The sequence below is a fragment of the Burkholderia sp. HI4860 genome (assembly GCF_002223045.2).
GTDB lineage: Bacteria > Pseudomonadota > Gammaproteobacteria > Burkholderiales > Burkholderiaceae > Burkholderia.
This window is the reverse complement of the sequence record NZ_NKFO02000003.1, coordinates 702,489-721,564: the sequence shown is the minus strand read 5'-3', so window position 1 is coordinate 721,564 and position 19,076 is coordinate 702,489. Positions and strand designations below refer to the sequence as shown.

Annotated in this window: 16 protein-coding genes; 15 read left to right on the top strand and 1 reads right to left on the bottom strand. The window is 66.8% G+C overall.

The annotated features are described in order from the left end of the window. Positions 1-31 precede the first annotated feature (31 nt). Entirely contained in the window at positions 32-1,030 is a 999-nt protein-coding gene (locus tag CFB34_RS18525) for an LLM class flavin-dependent oxidoreductase (RefSeq protein ID WP_089425872.1), read from the bottom strand. A 641-nt stretch (positions 1,031-1,671) separates the two neighbouring features. Between CFB34_RS18525 and hpnI the strand changes: the two genes are divergently transcribed. From hpnI to astE, 15 genes are all read left to right on the top strand, one after another. Beyond that, on the top strand, positions 1,672-2,847 hold the full coding sequence (hpnI, locus tag CFB34_RS18520) for a bacteriohopanetetrol glucosamine biosynthesis glycosyltransferase HpnI (protein ID WP_089439576.1): 1,176 nt from the start codon (positions 1,672-1,674) through the stop codon (positions 2,845-2,847). 136 nt (positions 2,848-2,983) lie between these two features. Next, positions 2,984-4,426, top strand: coding sequence for a hopanoid biosynthesis associated radical SAM protein HpnJ (gene hpnJ, locus CFB34_RS18515; RefSeq protein WP_306426902.1), 1,443 nt, complete (start codon positions 2,984-2,986; stop codon positions 4,424-4,426). A gap of 3 nt (positions 4,427-4,429) precedes the next feature. Next, entirely contained in the window at positions 4,430-5,314 is an 885-nt protein-coding gene (gene hpnK, locus CFB34_RS18510) for a hopanoid biosynthesis-associated protein HpnK (protein ID WP_089439578.1), read from the top strand. Continuing rightward, on the top strand, positions 5,311-6,360 hold the full coding sequence (locus tag CFB34_RS18505) for a lysylphosphatidylglycerol synthase domain-containing protein (protein ID WP_089439579.1): 1,050 nt from the start codon (positions 5,311-5,313) through the stop codon (positions 6,358-6,360). The genes hpnK and CFB34_RS18505 overlap by 4 nt, the downstream gene beginning before the upstream one ends. 87 nt (positions 6,361-6,447) lie before the next feature. After that, positions 6,448-7,005: a hypothetical protein gene (locus CFB34_RS18500; RefSeq protein ID WP_011351454.1), complete on the top strand. Its 558-nt coding sequence runs from the start codon at positions 6,448-6,450 to the stop codon at positions 7,003-7,005. A gap of 276 nt (positions 7,006-7,281) precedes the next feature. Further along, positions 7,282-7,971 carry a histidine ABC transporter permease HisQ gene (gene hisQ, locus CFB34_RS18495; RefSeq protein ID WP_089439580.1) on the top strand — a complete coding sequence of 230 codons (690 nt, stop codon included), beginning with the start codon at positions 7,282-7,284 and terminating at the stop codon, positions 7,969-7,971. Beyond that, positions 7,968-8,681: an ABC transporter permease gene (locus CFB34_RS18490; protein ID WP_011351456.1), complete on the top strand. Its 714-nt coding sequence runs from the start codon at positions 7,968-7,970 to the stop codon at positions 8,679-8,681. The genes hisQ and CFB34_RS18490 overlap by 4 nt, the downstream gene beginning before the upstream one ends. A 20-nt stretch (positions 8,682-8,701) precedes the next feature. Continuing rightward, complete coding sequence (locus CFB34_RS18485) at positions 8,702-9,502, top strand: ABC transporter ATP-binding protein (RefSeq protein ID WP_039348269.1); 801 nt, start codon at positions 8,702-8,704, stop codon at positions 9,500-9,502. A gap of 22 nt (positions 9,503-9,524) precedes the next feature. Then, entirely contained in the window at positions 9,525-10,568 is a 1,044-nt protein-coding gene (locus CFB34_RS18480) for a GlxA family transcriptional regulator (RefSeq protein ID WP_089439581.1), read from the top strand. 1,035 nt (positions 10,569-11,603) lie between these two features. Further along, positions 11,604-12,836 (top strand): aspartate aminotransferase family protein, encoded by a 1,233-nt coding sequence (locus CFB34_RS18475; protein ID WP_089439582.1) that lies wholly within the window; start codon positions 11,604-11,606, stop codon positions 12,834-12,836. 30 nt (positions 12,837-12,866) lie between these two features. Continuing rightward, positions 12,867-13,919, top strand: coding sequence for an arginine/ornithine succinyltransferase subunit alpha (aruF, locus tag CFB34_RS18470; protein WP_089439583.1), 1,053 nt, complete (start codon positions 12,867-12,869; stop codon positions 13,917-13,919). Next, the gene (astA, locus tag CFB34_RS18465; RefSeq protein WP_089439584.1) at positions 13,916-14,947 is read left to right on the top strand and encodes an arginine N-succinyltransferase; all 1,032 of its coding nucleotides are present in this window, start codon (positions 13,916-13,918) and stop codon (positions 14,945-14,947) included. The genes aruF and astA overlap by 4 nt, the downstream gene beginning before the upstream one ends. A 7-nt stretch (positions 14,948-14,954) precedes the next feature. Further along, the gene (gene astD / locus CFB34_RS18460; protein ID WP_089439585.1) at positions 14,955-16,418 is read left to right on the top strand and encodes a succinylglutamate-semialdehyde dehydrogenase; all 1,464 of its coding nucleotides are present in this window, start codon (positions 14,955-14,957) and stop codon (positions 16,416-16,418) included. 14 nt (positions 16,419-16,432) lie between these two features. Beyond that, positions 16,433-17,773 (top strand): N-succinylarginine dihydrolase, encoded by a 1,341-nt coding sequence (gene astB, locus CFB34_RS18455; RefSeq protein WP_089439586.1) that lies wholly within the window; start codon positions 16,433-16,435, stop codon positions 17,771-17,773. Further along, entirely contained in the window at positions 17,757-18,812 is a 1,056-nt protein-coding gene (gene astE, locus CFB34_RS18450; protein WP_089439587.1) for a succinylglutamate desuccinylase, read from the top strand. Before astB ends, astE begins: the two co-directional genes overlap by 17 nt. Positions 18,813-19,076: the final 264 nt, after the last annotated feature.

Here is a 19,076-nt window from a genome sequence, read left to right as displayed (position 1 = left end):
GGCCGGCCGCGGGCGGCCCGGGCTTGCGCCGTCAGCGCGCTTCGCTCGCGAGCTCGTCGCGGATCTGCGCGGTCAATTCGAACGAGCGCAGCCGTGCCGCGTGATCGTAGATCTGCGCGGTGACGATCAGCTCGTCGGCTCCCGTCTGCGCGATGCGGTCGCGCAGCTTGTCGCGCACCGTGTCGCGCGAGCCGACGGCCGCGAACGACAGCGAATGCGCAACGGTCGCGAGTTCGAGCTCGTTCGCCTCGAGCACGTCGACCGGCGGCGGCAGCTTGCCCGGCGTGCCGCGCCGCAGATTGATGAACTGCTGCTGCAGCGACGTGAACAGGCGCCGCGCCTCGTCGTCGGTATCGGCGACGAACACGTTGACGCCGACCATCGCATGCGGTTTCGGCCATGCGGCCGACGGCCGGTACTGCGCACGATAGATCTCGAGCGCGCGCATCAGGTAATCCGGCGCGAAGTGCGACGCGAACGCGAACGGCAGCCCGAGCATCGCGGCGAGCTGGGCGCTGAACAGGCTCGAGCCGAGCAGCCACACGGGCACGTCGAGCCCTGCGCCGGGCACCGCGCGCACGCGCTGGCCGGGCACCGGCTCCGCGAAGTAGCGCTGCAGCTCGGCGACATCATCCGGAAACGAGTCGGCGCTGCCGATCAGGTCGCGGCGCAGCGCGCGCGACGTGGTCTGGTCGGTGCCGGGCGCGCGGCCAAGGCCGAGGTCGATGCGCCCCGGATACAGCGACGCGAGCGTGCCGAACTGCTCGGCGATCACCAGCGGCGCGTGGTTCGGGAGCATGATGCCGCCCGACCCGACCCGGATCGTCCGCGTGGCGCCCGCGACATGGCCGATCACGACGGCCGTGGCCGCGCTCGCGATGCCGGGCATGTTGTGATGCTCGGCGAGCCAGTAGCGCTGGTAACCCCAGCGTTCCGCATGCTGCGCGAGATCGACGGTATTGCGGAATGCCTGGGAAGCGTCGGCGCCGGCCGGAATGGGGGCGAGATCGAGTACGGAAAACGGAGTCATCGGATGGCCTTCGAAAGGGGCGCGCGCGGTGATGCGCTGACGCAACAAATGCCAAGGATTTTGCCAAAGGGTTCCGGAACGTGCTGGCGGCGGCCCGATACCCATGCGCGTTTCAGGGGTGCAGGGTCGAATTCGGTGGTCGTTGCAAAAATCAGTCTAATCGCCGATTAATTACCGATCTTTACGTCGATTGGACGTGAATCCGCATCGACGTACAAATTTGCACGAAACGTACGATTTTCAAGACTGCAATACGCCTGCAAACCGCTTACGCTAATGTGAACGCGGGTGCGCCCAAATGGTTCGCCGACAGCACAGCTTTGCCGGAATTGCACCAGTCCGTTTCTCGTAGTGCCAAGCGCGGGGTGCCGCAGGCTGCTAAAATCCGGCGCCTACCCATGTTGTGCCGAAGGTAGCCATACGAATCTTCCCGCATCCCGTCCGGGCGTCGCGCGGAGATGCACCACGCGAAGCCGGGCATGGCCGTATCCGAAGGATGGGTCGAGCCTCCCCCTATATACAGGCGCTGCTGGAACAAGGAGTCGGGTCGTGCCCGCGTTCGTCGTTGTCGGAATACCGAATCACGCTCAATCGTGCTCAAGCGTTCTCCATGGCGTTCAGTTCGCCGGGAGGCGTCGCGCATGACGGCCACCGCCACGATGCTCGACTGGTTCCTGATCGTCTTCACGCTGGCCGCGGCCGGCTATGCGCTCGTCGCCGCGTTCGCGCCGCGGCCGCGCACGCCGCGCACGGCCGTGCGCGACGGCTTCGAGCCGGTCAGCGTGCTCAAGCCGCTGTGCGGCGCGGAGCCGCACCTGTACGAAAACCTCGCGACGTTCTGCGAGCAGCGCCATCCGCGGTATGAAGTGCTGTTCGGCGTCGCGTCGGCGGTCGATCCGGCGATTGCCGTGGTCGAACGGCTGCGCGCCGATTATCCCGAGTGCGACATCACGCTCGTGATCGACGCGCGCGTGCATGGCAAGAACCTGAAGGTCAGCAACCTGATCAACCTCGCCGAGCGCGCGAAGTACGGCCGCATCGTGATCGCGGACAGCGACATCGCGGTGAAGCCCGACTACCTGGAGCGCGTGACGGCGCCGCTCGCCGACGTGTCGGTCGGTGTCGTCACGTGCCTGTATCATGCGCGCAGCGTCGGCGGGTTCTGGACGCGGATCGGCGCGCAATTCGTCGACGCATGGTTCGCCCCGTCGGTGCGGATCACGCACCTCGGCCGCTCGAGCCGCTTCGGCTTCGGCGCGACGCTCGCGCTGACGCGCGACACGCTCGACCGGATCGGCGGCTTTCCCGCGCTGAAGGACGAACTGGCCGACGATTTCTGGCTGGCCGAGCTGCCGCGCCGCCTCGGGCGACGCACCGTGCTGTCGGAGGTCGAGGTCGCGACCGACGTGATCGAGCCGTCGTTCGGGCCGCTGTGGCACCGCGAGACCCGCTGGCTGCGCACGATCCGTTCGCTGAACCCGGCCGGCTTCGCGTTCCTGTTCATTACGTTTACCGTGCCGTGGCTCGCGATCGGCGCGGCGCTCGCGCTGCGCCTCGACGGCACCTTCGCCGGCGCGCTGGCGGGCTGGGCGGCCGTGGTGGGCGCGTTCGGGCGGCTGGTGCTGCACGCGCGCGGCGAGGACGGCTGGCGCGCGTTCTGGCGCGACCTGCCGCTCGTCGCGGTGCGCGACACGCTGCTCGCGCTCGAATGGCTCGCGGCCGCTTTCGGCACGCACGTGGTGTGGCGCGGCGCGAGGATGACGGTCGTCGGCGGCGAACGCGCGACGGCGGCAGTGGAAGCAGTGGACGGCCGCTAGGGCCGTTCCGACCGAACCCGGCCCGAGGGCCGAGACGCGCTGCGCGGCGAGGCCGCGCGGCGCGACATGACAGAGAGGCGGGCGCCGGCAGGGCGGCCCGCGGTTTTTTGACTGAATCGTTGTGACGAATCGAACTATGCAGGCTACCGGAGCATTCATGAAAACGCTGTTCTTGCAGGCCCCTTCGTATGACGGCTTCGACGGCGGAGCCGGTTCGCGCTACCAGGCGAAGCGCGAAATCCGTTCCTTCTGGTATCCGACGTGGCTCGCGCAGCCGGCCGCGCTCGTGCCGGGCAGCCGCGTCGTCGACGCACCGGCCGACGGCCTGTCGGTCGAGGAAACGCTGAAGATCGCCAACGACTACGACCTCGTGATCATCCACACGAGCACGCCGTCGTTCCCGACCGACGCGATGTTCGCGCAGGACCTGAAGAAGATGAAGCCGTCGATGCTGGTCGGCATGGTCGGCGCGAAGGTGATGGTCGATCCGCACAACTCGCTCACGGCGAGCGAGGCCATCGACTTCGTGTGCCGCGAGGAATTCGACTACACCTGCAAGGAAATCGCCGAAGGCAAGCCGTTCCCGGAGATCAAGGGCTTGAGCTGGCGCGCGAAGGACGGCTCGATCGAGCACAACGAAGCGCGTCCGATCCTCGAGAACATGGACGAACTGCCGTTCGTCGCGCCCGTCTACAAGCGCGACCTGAAGATCGACAACTACTTCATCGGCTACCTCAACTATCCGTACGTATCGATCTACACGGGCCGCGGCTGCAAGTCGCGCTGCACCTTCTGCCTGTGGCCGCAGACGGTCAGCGGCCATCGCTACCGCACGCGCTCGGTCGAGAACGTGCTCGCGGAAGCGAAGTGGATCCGCGACAACATGCCGGAAGTGAAGGAACTGATGTTCGACGACGACACCTTCACCGACGACCTGCCGCGCGCGGAAGCCATCGCCATCGGCCTGGGCAAGCTCGGCATCACGTGGTCGTGCAACGCGAAGGCGAACGTGCCGTACAAGACGCTGAAGGTCATGAAGGAAAACGGCCTGCGCCTGCTGCTGGTCGGCTTCGAATCCGGCGACGACCAGATCCTCGTGAACATCAAGAAGGGCGTGCGCACCGATTTCGCGCGCCGCTTCAGCGCGGACTGCAAGAAGCTCGGCATCAAGATCCACGGCACCTTCATCCTCGGCCTGCCGGGCGAGACGCAGGAGACCATCAAGAAGACGATCGAGTACGCGAAGGAAATCAATCCGCACACGATCCAGGTCTCGCTCGCCGCGCCGTATCCGGGCACGACGCTCTACAAGCAGGCCGTGGAAAACGGCTGGATGGAAGAGAACAAGACCATCAACCTGGTGAGCAAGGAAGGCGTGCAGCTCGCGGCGATCGGCTATGCGCACCTGTCGCGCGACGAGATCTATCACCACCTCGAGCAGTTCTATCGCCAGTTCTACTTCCGTCCGTCGAAGATCTGGGAGATCGTCCGCGAGATGCTGACGAGCTGGGACATGATGAAGCGCCGCCTGCGCGAAGGTGTCGAGTTCTTCCGCTTCCTGCGCGCACACGAGGCCTGATGCATGGCGACGCAGCCGGCGGCGCGGGCGCTGATCTTCACCGCGGACGACTTCGGGCTGCACCCGCGTGTCAACGCGGCGGTCGAGCGCGCGCACCGCGACGGCGTACTGAATGCCGCCAGCCTGATGGTCGGCGCGCCCGCCGCGCAGGATGCGATCGAACGCGCGCGGCGGCTGCCGTCGCTCGCGGTCGGTCTGCATCTCGTCCTCGCGGACGGGCCGGCCACGCTGCCCGCGCATGAGATTCCCGCGCTCGTCGGCCCCGACGGGCGGTTCGGCGATGCGATGGCGAAGGACGGCTGCCGCTTCTTCTTCCTCCCGCATGTGCGGGCGCAGCTGCGCCGCGAGATTCGCGCGCAGTTCGACGCGTTCGCGGCGAGCGGCCTGCCGCTCGACCACGTGAACGCGCACAAGCATTTCCACCTGCATCCGACCGTCCTGTCGTTGATCATCGAGATCGGCCGCGACTACGGGTTGCGCGCGGTGCGGCTGCCGTACGAGACGAGCGCGCCCGCGCTGCTCAAGCCGTGGATCGCGCTCGTGCGCGCGCGGCTCGACCGTGCCGGGCTTGCGCACAACGACTACGTGGTCGGCATCGAGCATACGGGCGCGATGGACGAGGCCGTGCTGCTCGATGCGCTCGCCACGCTGCCGCCGGGTGTCGGCGAGATCTACTGCCATCCGGCCGAAGCCGGCGACGGCCCGATCACGCCGACGATGGCCGGCTACCGCCCGGTGGACGAACTCGATGCGCTGCTGTCGCCGCGCGTCGCGGCCGCGCTGAAGGCGGCGGGTGTCGCGACCGGCGGCTTTGCCGACGTGTTCGGCCAGCCCGCCGCACGGCGCGCCGCGCCGGCGTCGCGCGCACCGGGAGCGCAGCCGTCATGACCAAGTGGATCAAATGGCTCGGCTGGCCGCTCGGCATCGGCATCCTGCTCGCGCTGGGGCTGCACGAAGGCATCGGCGACGTATCGCAGATGCTCGCGCGCGCCGGTTATGCGTTGCTGTGGCTCGTGCCGTTCCATGCGCTGCCGCTGCTGCTCGACGCCTACGCGTGGCACCTGCTGCTCGACAAGCGCTCGTCGCTGCCCTTCCTCTGGTGGATTGCGACCGTGCGCGAGGCCGTGAACCGGCTGCTGCCGGTGGTCGGGATCGGCGGCGAGATCGTCGGCATCCGCCTCGCGCGCTGGCAGGTGCCCGACGCGAGCCGCGTGACGGCATCGGTGATCGTCGAGTTGCTCGTGACGATCGTCGTCCAGTATGCGTTCGCCGCGCTCGGCCTCGTGCTGCTGCTCGCGACGACGGACAGCATGGGCGGCGGCACGATCGGTCTCGCGTTGCTGCTCACGCTGCCGCTGCCGGTGCTCGGCGTCGTGCTGATGCGCCGTGGCGGCGTCTTCCATGCGATCGAGCGTTTCGCGGGCCGCCTGCTCGGCGATTCGCACCGGCTGCTGCAGGGCGTCGACGGCAAGCGGCTCGACGCCGATATCGACGGGCTGATGTCGCGCACGGGGCTGCTGTTCAGCGCATTCTTCTGGCAGCTGGCCGGCTACGTGCTCGGCGCGCTCGAGATCTACTGGGCGCTCGCGCTGCTCGGCCATCCGGTGTCGATCGGCGGCGCGATCGCGATCGAGGCGATGGCGCAGGCCGTGCGCCATGCGGCATTCATGGTGCCGGGCGGCCTTGGCGTGCAGGAGGCGACCGTCGTGCTGCTCGCGCAGATGTTTGGCGTCGATCGCGAGACGGCGCTATCGCTCGCGCTGGTCAAGCGCGGCCGCGAGGTGCTGTTCGGCTGCTTGGCGCTCGGTTCGTGGCAACTGGCCGAACTCGTGCGCACGCGGCGCCGTATCGGCGTGCCGCCGGCCGTGCCGCGCGCGCCGCAAGCGACGAGCCGCACGACCCGGGCCGAGACCGAAACCGAAACGATGCACTGAATACGAGACGGGCCGCGCGCCCGTCTCGCGCTTTTGGCGTTGCGCGGGTATCCTTGCCGCGTGTTTTCTCGACGCGCATTTCTTCCGATGAATTTCCGTTTCCGGCTGCTTCCCGTGACGATGCTGGCCGCCGCGCTGGCGCTGACCGGCTGCGACGACAAGCAAGGCAATCTCGACGTGCAACGTATCAGGGATTTCTTCAACGCGATCAAGCCCGCGCCGCTGCTGCTGAAGGGGCTGAAGGTCGGCGAATCGACCGAGGCCGACGTGCGCGGCACGATGGGCAAGCCCGAGACCGAACGCGACTTCACCGACGGCTCGAAGCGGCTCGAATACCCGCGCGGCCCGATGGGCAACCAGACGTGGTTCGTCGATCTCGATGCGAACGGCCGCTATACGGGCGCGACGCAGGTGCTGACCGCCGAGAATTTCGCGAAGGTGCGCCCCGGGATGAACGAGGACGAAGTGCGGCGCCTGCTCGGCAAGCCCGGCGACATCGCGCAATATCCGCTCAAGCCCGAGATCGTCTGGAGCTGGCGCTGGCTCGAGGACGGCGTCAACACCGACGCATTCTTCAACGTCCATTTCGGCCCGGACGGGCTTGTCTATACGACTTCGCGCTCCGACATCCTGAAGGGGCGGTAGGCGCAGCCGCAGCCCCCTTCGGCGCTATATCGAAAAAGCGACCGGAAAATTGCAAAAAGTCCGCTTCCCTGCCGGTTATCCGGTTGTCAGGGAGCGGCTTTTTTCCTTTTGAAACAGCGGTGTAGGCCGCGGTTGCAAATGATGGGACGGATTGTTGCGACGCAGCAATCACGTGCAAGGTGGTTTGAGGCAATCAATTTCGCTTGCGACTATCCGCGTCAGCCCGGCGCGGGACAGGCAGACGCGTCGGCATCCATTCCAACTCTGGAGACGCGCGTGTTCCTTTACGGCTTTGGTCCCGTCCTCTGGGCCGGCACCGTGCAGACCATCGAGCTGTCGGTGCTGTCGCTCGCCACTGCGGTGGCGCTGGGGCTGATCGGCGCGGTGGCGAAGCTGTCGCACAACCGGGTGCTGCGAGCGATCGCGACCGGCTATACGACGCTGATCCGCTCGGTGCCCGATCTCGTCCTGATGCTGCTGTTGTTCTACAGCATCCAGATCTGGCTGAACCAGTTCACCGACTTCGTCGGCTGGAACCAGATCGACATCGACCCGTTCGTGGCCGGCGTGCTGACGCTCGGCTTCATCTACGGCGCGTACTTCACCGAGACGTTCCGCGGCGCGTTCCTGTCGGTGCCGCGCGGCCAGCTCGAAGCCGGCGCGGCGTACGGGATGAGCGGCGCGCGCGTGTTCGCGCGGATCATGTTTCCGCAGATGATGCGCTTTGCGCTGCCGGGCATCGGCAACAACTGGCAGGTGCTCGTGAAGGCCACCGCGCTGGTGTCGATCATCGGCCTCGCGGACGTCGTGAAGGCCGCGCAGGACGCCGGCAAGAGCACGTTCAACATGTTCTTCTTCATCCTCGTCGCGGCGCTGATCTATCTCGCGATCACGACCGTTTCCAACCTCGTGCTGATCCAGCTCGAGAAGCGTTATTCCATGGGCGTGCGGCACGCAGATCTATGATCGAAATTCTCCAGGAATTCGGCCAGGCGTTCCTTTACTGGGACGGCCAGCGCCTCTCCGGCCTCGCGGTGACGCTGTGGCTGCTCGTTGCGTCGATTTCGCTCGGCTTCGTGTGCGCGGTGCCGCTCGCGGTCGCACGCGTGTCGAAGAACAAGTGGGTGTCGACGCCGGTGCGGTTCTACACGTACGTGTTCCGCGGCACGCCGCTCTACGTGCAGTTGCTGCTGCTGTACACGGGGATGTACAGCCTCGAGTTCGTGCGTTCGCACTCGCTGCTCGACGCGTTCTTCCGCAGCGGCTTCAACTGTGCGATTCTCGCGTTCGCGCTGAACACCTGCGCGTACACCACGGAGATCTTCGCGGGTGCGATCCGTGCGATTCCGCACGGTGAGGTGGAGGCGGCGCGGGCGTACGGGATGTCGCCGTTCACGATGTACCGCCGCGTGATCCTGCCGTCGGCGCTGCGCCGCGCGCTGCCGCTGTACAGCAACGAGGTGATCCTGATGCTGCACGCGACGACCGTCGCGTTCACCGCGACTGTGCCGGACATCCTCAAGGTCGCGCGCGATGCGAATTCGGCGACCTACATGGCGTTCCAGTCGTTCGGGATCGCCGCGCTGATCTATCTTGCGGTATCGTTCGCACTCGTCGCGGCGTTTCGCCGCGCGGAGCGCCACTGGCTTGCGTATCTCGCGGCCGCCCGTCATTGAATTACTTCGAGGAGAGCCAGTTGGCCGAGATCACTCAAACGAGCGCTGCCGCTTCCACCAAGCTTGCCGCGGTCGACATTCACAAGCGCTACGGTGACAACGAAGTGCTCAAGGGCGTGTCGCTGAACGCGAAGGCCGGCGACGTCATCAGCATCATCGGCGCGAGCGGCTCGGGCAAGAGCACGTTCCTGCGCTGCATCAATTTTCTCGAGCGGCCGAATGCGGGGCAGATCGTCGTCGACGGCGAGGCCGTGCGCACGAAGACCGACCGCGCCGGCGCGCTCGAAGTCGCCGATCACAAGCAGCTGCAGCGCATCCGCACCAAGCTCGCGATGGTGTTCCAGCACTTCAACCTCTGGGCGCACATGAACGTGCTCGAGAACGTGATGGAAGCGCCGGTGCACGTGCTCGGCATTTCGAAGAAGGAAGCCGAGGAGCGGGCTCGCGAGTACCTGGAGAAGGTCGGCTTGCCGCCGCGCGTCGAGAAGCAGTATCCGTCGCATCTGTCGGGTGGCCAGCAGCAGCGCGTGGCGATTGCGCGGGCGCTCGCGATGCATCCGGACGTGATGCTGTTCGACGAGCCGACGTCGGCGCTCGACCCGGAGCTGGTGGGCGAAGTGCTGAAGGTGATGCAGAAGCTGGCCGAGGAAGGCCGCACGATGATCGTCGTCACGCACGAGATGGGGTTCGCGCGCAACGTGTCGAACCACGTGATGTTCCTGCATCAGGGGCGGACCGAGGAAGAGGGCGATCCGAAGGAAGTGCTGGTCCGCCCGCAGAGCGAGCGGCTGAAGCAGTTCCTGTCGGGCAGTCTCAAGTAACGCGACAGGGCAGGTTTCAACCGTGGTACCGGTGTCTCGTCCCGCAGGCGCCACCCGCACGACGCAGGTGGCGATCGTTCCATTGCCGCCCGTGTCGATGTCGGGCGTGGGTCCGATCGTCGATGCGCTGAACCTCGCGAACGAGATCGACGGGCGGCTGCTGTATCGCTGGCAGGTGTGTTCGTGGGACGGGCGGCCGGTGCCGCTCGCCGGCGGCGCGCAGTGGCATGCCGATGCGGCTTTCAACGATGCGATCGCGTGTGACTGGGTCATCGTCGTGTCGGAGCGGTTTCAGCAGTTTGCCGACTATCGGTTGTTTCTCGCGAGTCTCGCGAGGGTGGGGCAGCGGACGCCTGTTGTCACCGGGATTCATCATGGCGTGTGGTGGCTTGCGATGGCCGGGCAGCTTTCCGGGTATCGCGTGAGCGTGAACTGGGAGACGTATCAGCAGTTCGCCGAACAGTTCGAGCGGTCGATCGTCACGCAGCAGATCTTCGAGATCGATCGCGATCGGGCGACCTGTGCCGGAGGGCAGGCTACCGTTGATTTCATGCTGGCCATGATTGGCCGGGAACATGGGCCGGATCTCGCGGAGAGGATCGCCGATGCGCTCGGCGCCGGGACTTTGCGCAGCGGCGAGGAGCGGCAGCGGATTCCTTTTGTTACTGCGCCGGGCGAGCGGCATCCTCGGTTGAATGATGCTTTGCTGCTCATGGAAGCCAATGTCGAGGATCCGTTGACCACCGATGAGATCGCCGAGCTCGTTGGCGTTTCACGCCGGCAACTGGAACGGCTCTTTCGGCAGTATCTCGGGGCGATGCCCTCCAAGTATTACCTCAATCTTCGGTTGCTCAAGGCTCGGACTCAGTTGCAGCGGACCAGCAAGTCGGTTGTTCAAGTCAGTCTCGCCTGTGGGTTTTCTTCTGCTGCGCACTTTTCTAATGCTTACCGCGAAAGGTTTGGGGTCACGCCTCGGGAGGATCGGAGAGCGTGGCTCGAGAAGCAGACCGGGGGCGGCGGAGAGCCTCGCGGGGGCGCGCTTGTCGAGCGTGCGGGGAAGGATTGATTTTGTTTTTTTTGCGGTTCGCTTGCGTTGGGCGTGAAGCACCTGTTGTCTTAGCGGTCTATTAGCGTTGCCCCTGCGCGGGGCGGCGGTTACTTTTCTTTGTCTTGCCAAAGAAAAGTAACCAAAAGAAAGGCGCTGTGAGAACGCAAGACCTCCCGGTGCCATGGCACTCGGAGTGGACCGCGCCTAAGTGTCCGCGCCAGTCACGAACACGGAGTGGTTCGAGCAATGGTTCTGACACCCCCCACTACCCAACAGAGCGGTATACCGCCCGCCAGCTCCATCCTCGCTACGCTCGGCTGCAAGGTACTTCACGTCGCGTTGCATGCGCTCACTTGCTTCTGCCAGCGCTGCATCAGCAAAGCACGCAACCCTCTTTTCTCACACCATTCGTACCCGATCGGACTGCTTGCCATCGGTGAATGTTGGATAACGGCGTGAGCACGTAAGTGCGTGCTGCGTCCCTTTTTCGTGGCGAATGAGGGCATGCCTTGATTCGCTGAATTCGGGGTGCTCGCAGCGATTGCTGGAACTGATTGACCTGGAGCGTTACTGGCGGGGGTGTCCCTGTCGGCCGAGCGAAGCGAGGACGGAGCTAGCGGGCGGTATACCGCTCTGTTGGGCAGTGGAGGATGTCAGAACCATTGCTCGCACCACTCCGCGCTCTGGACTGGCGCGGACACTTAGGCGCGGTCCACTCCGAGTGCCATGGCACCGGGAGGTCTTGCGTTCTCACAGCGCCTTTCTTTTGGTTACTTTTCTTTGGCAAGACAAAGAAAAGTAACCGCCGCCCCGCGCAGGGGCGACGCAAATAGACCGCTAAGACAACAGGTGCTTCACGCCCAACGCAAGCGAACCGCCAAAAAAGCCTCAAAATACGCCCACCGAAACCGGACCCCCGCCCGCCCGGAAGGGCAAAACCAAACCGCACTATCCGCTTCCGATAGAACCCGTCGCAATTCCGCAAGACGCTTGCGTCACCCTTACCTAAACTTGATCCTGTTGAACCCTCTTACGAAACCGAAAGGAACGACCATGACGACCTCGACCGTGACCCGCCAGACATTCGACGAAGTGATGGTGCCGGTATTTTCCCCCGCGCCGTTCGTGCCGGATCGCGCAGAGGGCTCCCGCGTGTGGGACACGGCCGGCCGCGAGTACATCGACTTCGCGTGCGGCATCGCGGTCACGTCGCTGGGCCACGGCCACCCGGAACTGCTGAAAGTCCTGGACGAGCAGGGCCGCAAGCTCTGGCACATCGGCAACGGCTACACGAACGAGCCGGTGCTGCGCCTCGCGAAACGCCTCGAATCGCTGACCTTCGCCGACCGCGCGTTCTTCGCGAACTCCGGCGCGGAAGCGAACGAAGCCGCCCTGAAACTCGCACGCCGCGTCGCATTCGACCGCCACGGCGCCGACAAATATGAAATCGTGTCGTTCGTCCAGTCGTTCCACGGCCGCACGTTCTTCACGGTCAGCGTCGGCGGCCAGCCGAAATACTCGGAAGGCTTCGGCCCCGTGCCGGAAGGCATCAAGCACCTGCCGTTCAACGACATCGAAGCCGCGAAGGCCGCGATCGGCCCGAAAACCTGCGCGGTGATCGTCGAGCCGGTGCAAGGCGAAGGCGGCGTGATCCCGGCCGATCCGGCCTTCCTGAAGGCACTGCGCGAAGCGTGCGATGCGCACGGCGCGCTGCTGATTTTCGACGAAGTGCAAACGGGCGTCGGCCGCACGGGCCAGTTCTACGCGTACATGGATACCGGCGTCACGCCGGACATCCTGACGACCGCCAAGGCGCTCGGCAACGGCTTCCCGATCGGCGCGATGCTGACGACGAACGAACTCGCCGCGCACTTCAAGGTCGGCGTGCACGGCACGACGTACGGCGGCAACCCGCTCGCATCGGCGATCGGCGACAAGGTCGTCGAACTGATCAGCGATCCGGCACTGCTCGAAGGCGTGCGTGAACGCAGCGTGCGCCTGAAAGGCGCGCTCGAGCGCATCAACGCACGCTTCGGCATCTTCAAGGACGTGCGCGGCAAGGGCCTGCTCGTCGGCGCGGAACTGACCGCCGCATTCGACGGCCGTGCGAAGGACTTCGTCACCGCCGCCGCGGAAAACGGCCTGATCATGCTGATCGCCGGCCCGAACGTGCTGCGTTTCGTGCCGTCGCTGGTGATCCCGTTCGACCTGCTCGACGAAGGCATGAAGCGCTTCGAGAAGGCAGTCGAGCAGGTGCTCGCCGCCCAGGAAGCCACCGCGCGCTGATCGGCGCACCCATCGCAGACAGGAACGACGATGCTATTTGTTCGCCCCGGCAAACTCACGGATCTCGATGCGCTCGCGCACATGGCGCGCACCGCGCAGCCGGTCCTGCACTCGCTGCCGCACGACCGCGCGGCGCTCGAAGCGCGTGTGGCGCTCTCCGAGGATTCGTTTCGCGCGGACGTCGACTTCGCCGGCGAGGAGTTCTACCTCTTCGTGCTCGAGGATTCGTCGACCGGCAAGCTGCTCGGCACGGCGAGCATCGTGGCCGCGGCCGGTTACTCGGAGCCGTTCTATGCGTTCCGCAACGACGCATTGATCCACGCGTCGCGCGAGCTGCACGTGAACCGCAAGATCCACGCGCTCACGATGTCGCACGAGCTGACCGGCAAGAGCCGGCTGGCGGGCTTCTACGTCGATCCGTCGCTGCGCGGCGACGCGGCCGCGCACCTGATCTCGCGTGCGCGGATGATGTACATCGCCGCGAACCGCCGCCGCTTCACGCCGGAAGTGTTCACGCTGCTGCTCGGCGTGAGCGACGGCAACGGCGCATCGCCGTTCTGGGAAGCGGTGGGCCGCAAGTTCTTCGGCCGCGACTTCACCGACGTCGACATCGCGTCGGGCGGCCGCAGCCGGACCTTCATCGCGGAAGTGATGCCGGCGTATCCGCTCTACGTGCCGCTGCTGCCGGAAGCCGCGCAGCGCGTGCTCGGCGAGCCGAACGAATCGGCGCTGCTCGCCTATGACATCCATCTCGAGGAAGGCTTCGAGCCCGACCGCTTCGTCGACATCTTCGACGCGGGCCCGGTGCTGACCGCACAGGTCGACCGCACCGCGTGCGTGAAGCACGGCGCCGAGCGCACCGTGCGCGAGGCCGCGCACCAGCAGGGCGATGTCGCCTACATGGTGTCGACGGGCAGCGGCGAATCGTTCCGCTGCGTGCTGGCCGACCTGCCGGGCGAGGCGGGTGACGCGCCGCTGGCCGGCGACGTGCGCGCGGCGCTCGATGTGAAGGATGGCGATGTCGTGCGCTGCGTGCCGCTGCATCGCCGCGACGATGAAGATTTGAAGGGAGACGCAGCATGATCGTCGTTCGGGTCGTACAAACGGGCGACGTCGACGCGCTCGTGTCGCTCGCGAAGGAAACCGGGCCGGGCCTGACCACGTTCAAGCCCGACCGCGACGCGCTCGCCGCGCGCATCGAGCGCACGCGCCGCACGCTCGCGGGCGAGGCGGCGGCCGGCGAGGCCGGCTACTTCTTCGTGATGGAAGAATCGAAGACGGGCGACATCGCGGGCGTGTGCGGGATCGAGACGCAGGTCGGTCTCGAACAGCCGTTCTACAACTATCGCGTGAGCACGGTCGTGCACGCGAGCCAGGAGCTCGGCGTGTGGACGCGAATGTCCGCGCTGAACATCTCGCACGACCTGACCGGTTACGCGGAAGTGTGCTCGCTGTTCCTGAGCCCGCGCTATCGCACGGGCGGCGTGGGCGGCCTGCTGTCGCGCTCGCGCTTCATGTTCATCGCGCAGTTCCGCGAGCGCTTTCCGGAACGCATCTGCGCGGAACTGCGCGGCCACTTCGACGAGGACGGCACGTCGCCGTTCTGGCGCGCAGTCGGTTCGCACTTCTACCAGATCGATTTCAACGCGGCCGACTATCTGAGCTCGCACGGCCGCAAGTCGTTCCTCGCGGAGCTGATGCCGCGCTATCCGGTGTACGTCGACCTGCTGCCGCAGGACGCGCAGGACGCGGTCGGCCTCACGCACCGCGACACGCTGCCGGCCCGCAAGATGCTCGAGGCGGAAGGGTTGCGTTACCAGAATCACGTCGACATCTTCGACGCGGGCCCCGTGCTCGAATGCCACGTCAACGACCTGCGCACGGTGCGCGAGAGTGTCATCGTGCCGGTTGCGATCGGCACGCCCGACGCAACGGATATCGCACCGAAATCGCTCGTGTCGAACACGTCGCTCACCGACTTCCGCGTCGGCGTCGCGCCGGGCGTGGTCGCGAACGGCGCGTTCGTGCTGTCGGCCGACGACGCCGTCGCGCTCGACGTGAAGGCCGGCGATCCGGTCCGCGTGCTGCCGCTCAAAGTCAAACAGGGATAAACGAATCATGACGGAACTCTTCATCGACGGCGCCTGGGTCGCAGGCTCGGGCCCCGTGTTCGCTTCGCGCAACCCCGGCACCGACGAGATCGCATGGCAGGGTGAAAGCGCGTCGGCGGCCGACGTCGATCGCGCGGTCGCCAGCGCGCGCCGCGCATTCGCCGGCTGGTCGGCGCTCGAGTTCGAATCGCGCTGCACGATCGTCAAGCGTTTCGCCGCGTTGCTCACCGAACGCAAGGAAGCGATCGCGACCGCGATCGGCCGCGAGACGGGCAAGCCGCTGTGGGAAGCGCGCACGGAAGTCGCGTCGATGGCCGCGAAGGTCGGCATCTCGATCCAGGCTTACCAGGAACGCACCGGTGAGAAGCGCCAGGACATGGCCGACGGCGTCGCGGTGCTGCGTCACCGCCCGCATGGCGTCGTCGCGGTGTTCGGCCCGTACAACTTCCCCGGCCACTTGCCGAACGGCCATATCGTGCCCGCGCTGATCGCCGGCAATGCGGTCGTGTTCAAGCCGTCGGAGCTCGCACCGGGCGTCGCGCGCGCGACGGTCGAGGTGTGGAAGGACGCCGGCTTGCCGGACGGCGTGCTGAACCTCGTGCAGGGCGAGAAGGACACGGGCATCGCGCTCGCGAATCATCGGCAGATCGACGGGCTGTTCTTCACCGGCAGCTCGGATACCGGCACGCTGCTGCACAAGCAGTTCGGCGGCCGTCCTGAAATCGTGCTCGCGCTCGAGATGGGCGGCAACAACCCGCTCGTGATCGGCGAAGTCGAGGATATCGACGCGGCGGTCCATCACACCATCCAGTCGGCGTTCCTGTCGGCCGGCCAGCGCTGCACGTGCGCGCGCCGCATCTTCGTGCCGCAGGGCGCGTTCGGCGACCGCTTCCTCGCGCGCTTCGCCGACGTCACGTCGAAGATCACGGCCGACGTGTTCGACGCCGATCCGCAGCCGTTCATGGGCGCGGTGATCTCGGCGCGTGCCGCGGCGAAACTCGTCGACGCGCAGTCGCGCCTGATCGAGCAGGGCGCGAAGCCGATCATCGCGATGACGCAGCGCGATCCGCGCCTCGGCTTCGTGAACGCGGCGATCGTCGACGTGACGGGCGTCGCGAACCTGCCGGACGAAGAACACTTCGGCCCGCTCGCGCAGGTCGTCCGCTACGCGACGTTCGACGAAGCGATCGAGCGCGCGAACGACACGGCGTTCGGCCTGTCCGCCGGCCTGCTGGCCGACGACGCGAATGCATGGGAACACTTCCGCCGCACGATTCGCGCCGGGATCGTCAACTGGAACCGGCCGACCAACGGCGCGTCGTCCGCCGCGCCGTTCGGCGGCACCGGCCGCTCGGGCAACCATCGCCCGAGCGCGTACTACGCGGCCGACTATTGCGCGTATCCGATGGCGTCGGTGGAAAGCACGCAACTGACCTTGCCCGCGAGCCTGTCGCCGGGCCTGCATTTCTGATCGAGGGAACGACGATGAACGCACAAGAAGCCAATTTCGACGGGCTCGTCGGCCCGACCCACAACTACGCCGGGCTGTCGTTCGGCAACGTGGCGTCGCTCAACAACGAAAAGTCGGCCGCGAACCCGAAGGCCGCCGCGAAGCAGGGGCTGCGCAAGATGAAGCAGCTCGCGGATCTCGGCTTCGCGCAAGGCGTGCTGCCGCCGCAGGAGCGGCCGTCGCTGCGCCTGCTGCGCGAGCTCGGCTTCTCCGGCAAGGACGCGGACGTGATCGCGAAGGCCGCGAAGCAGGCGCCCGAGCTGCTCGCCGCGGCGAGCTCGGCATCGGCGATGTGGACCGCGAACGCGGCCACCGTCAGCCCGTCGGCCGACACGAGCGACGGCCGTGTGCACTTCACGCCGGCGAACCTGTGCAGCAAGCTGCATCGCGCGATCGAGCACGAAGCGACGCGCCGCACGCTGTCGACGCTGTTCGCCGATCCCGCACATTTCGCGGTGCACGAAGCGCTGACCGGCACGCCGGCACTCGGCGACGAAGGCGCGGCGAACCACACGCGCTTTTGCGCCGAATACGGCAAGCCGGGCATCGAGTTCTTCGTGTACGGCCGCGCGGAATACCGCCGCGGGCCGGAGCCGAAGCGCTTCCCGGCGCGCCAGACCTTCGAGGCGAGCCGCGCGGTCGCGCATCGCCACGGGCTCGCGGAAGAAGCGACGGTCTATGCGCAGCAGGATCCGGACGTGATCGACGCGGGCGTGTTCCACAACGACGTGATCTCGGTCGGCAACCGCGACACGCTGTTCACGCACGAGCGCGCGTTCGTCAACAAGCTGGCGATCTACGACACGCTGACCGCCGCGCTCGACGCACGCGGTGCGCGCCTGAACGTGATCGAGGTGCCCGAGGCCGCCGTGAGCGTGAACGACGCGGTGACGTCGTACCTGTTCAACAGCCAGCTGCTGTCGCGCGCGGACGGCTCGCAGGTGCTCGTCGTGCCGCAGGAGTGCCGCGAGAACGGCAACGTCGCAGCCTATCTCGACGAACTCGCGGCCGGCAACGGCCCGATCCACGACGTGCTCGTGTTCGACCTGCGCGAAAGCATGAAGAACGGCGGCGGCCCTGCGTGCCTGCGCCTGCGCGTCGTGCTGAACGAAGCGGAGCGCGCGGCCGTCACGTCGAACGTGTGGATCAACGACACGCTGTTCGCGTCGCTCGACACGTGGATCGACCGGCACTATCGCGACCGCCTCGCACCGGAAGACCTCGCTGATCCGGCACTGCTCGACGAATCGCGCACCGCGCTCGACGAGCTCACGCAGATCCTGCGCGTCGGTTCGCTGTATGACTTCCAGCGCTGATTCCCGCATGGCCGACGCGTTGCTCGACGACTTCCTCGCGTTCACGCTGGCCGGCAGCGCACCGTCCGCGACGGACGGTACCTGCGCCGCCGGCGCCGTGCGCTGGCAATGGCGCGGCGACGGGCTGCTCGCGCTCGAACCGGTGGCGGCCGAGGCCGCCGGCGCGGCGCGCGCGAGCGTGCTCGTGTCGGCCGGCGTGCACGGCGACGAGACGGCGCCGATCGAGCTGCTGTCGATGCTCGTGCGCGATCTCGCCTCGGGCGCGCTGCCGCTCGCGTGCCGGCTGCTCGTCGTGCTCGGCAACGTGCCGGCGATGCGTGCCGGCGAACGCTATCTCGACGACGACCTGAACCGCCTGTTCAGCGGCCGTCACGCGCAGGTGCCCGACAGCCGCGAAGCACCGCGCGCCGTGCAGCTCGAAGCCGCCGCCGCCGCGTTCTTCTCGGCCGCGCCGGCCGGCGCCGCGCGCTGGCACATCGACATGCATACGGCGATCCGCGCATCGGTGTTCGAGCAGTTCGCGCTGCTGCCGCACACGGGCATGCCGCCGACGCGCACGATGTTCGAATGGCTCGGCGACGCGCGCATCGCGGCCGTGCTGCTGCATACCGCGAAGGGCAACACGTACTCGCACTTCACGGCCGAGCATTGCGGTGCGCTCGCGTGCACGCTGGAACTCGGCAAGGTGCGCCCGTTCGGCCAGAACGACCTGGCGCGCTTTGCGCCGGCCGACCGCGCGGTGCGCAAGCTCGTGTCGGGCGCGTCTCGTGAGGCCGACGTTCCGTTGCCGCGCGTGTTTACGGTGATCGACCAGATCACGAAGCAGAGCGATGCGCTCGAGCTGTTCGTCGCGGCCGACGTCGCGAACTTCACTGCGTTCGCACGCGGCACGGTGCTCGCGCAGGACGGCGATTACCGCTACACGGTGACGCACGACGAGGAGCGCATCGTGTTCCCGAATCCGTCGGTGAAGCCGGGTTTGCGCGCGGGCCTGCTCGTCGTCGATACGACCCGCGAGACGGTCGCCGCGCTCGTCTGACGGTGGCCGGTTGCGCGTGGCCGCGGCAACCCGCGGCCCGCGCCTCGCCCGGCCACCATTCCTGTTTAGAGATAGCATCCACCCGCCGCGCGGAAGGCCCGCGGGTCGCGCTTGCGTATTTGCGACATCGTCTTGCAAGTTCGACGGGTCGCCCGGCTGACGTCGGCGCCCGCAGCGCAGCATCACGCGCCGGCGGCTGCTTTGCCATATCGGGCCGCGCGGATTGGTACAATCGCGGCCTTGCGGCTGTTGCGCCGCATCACG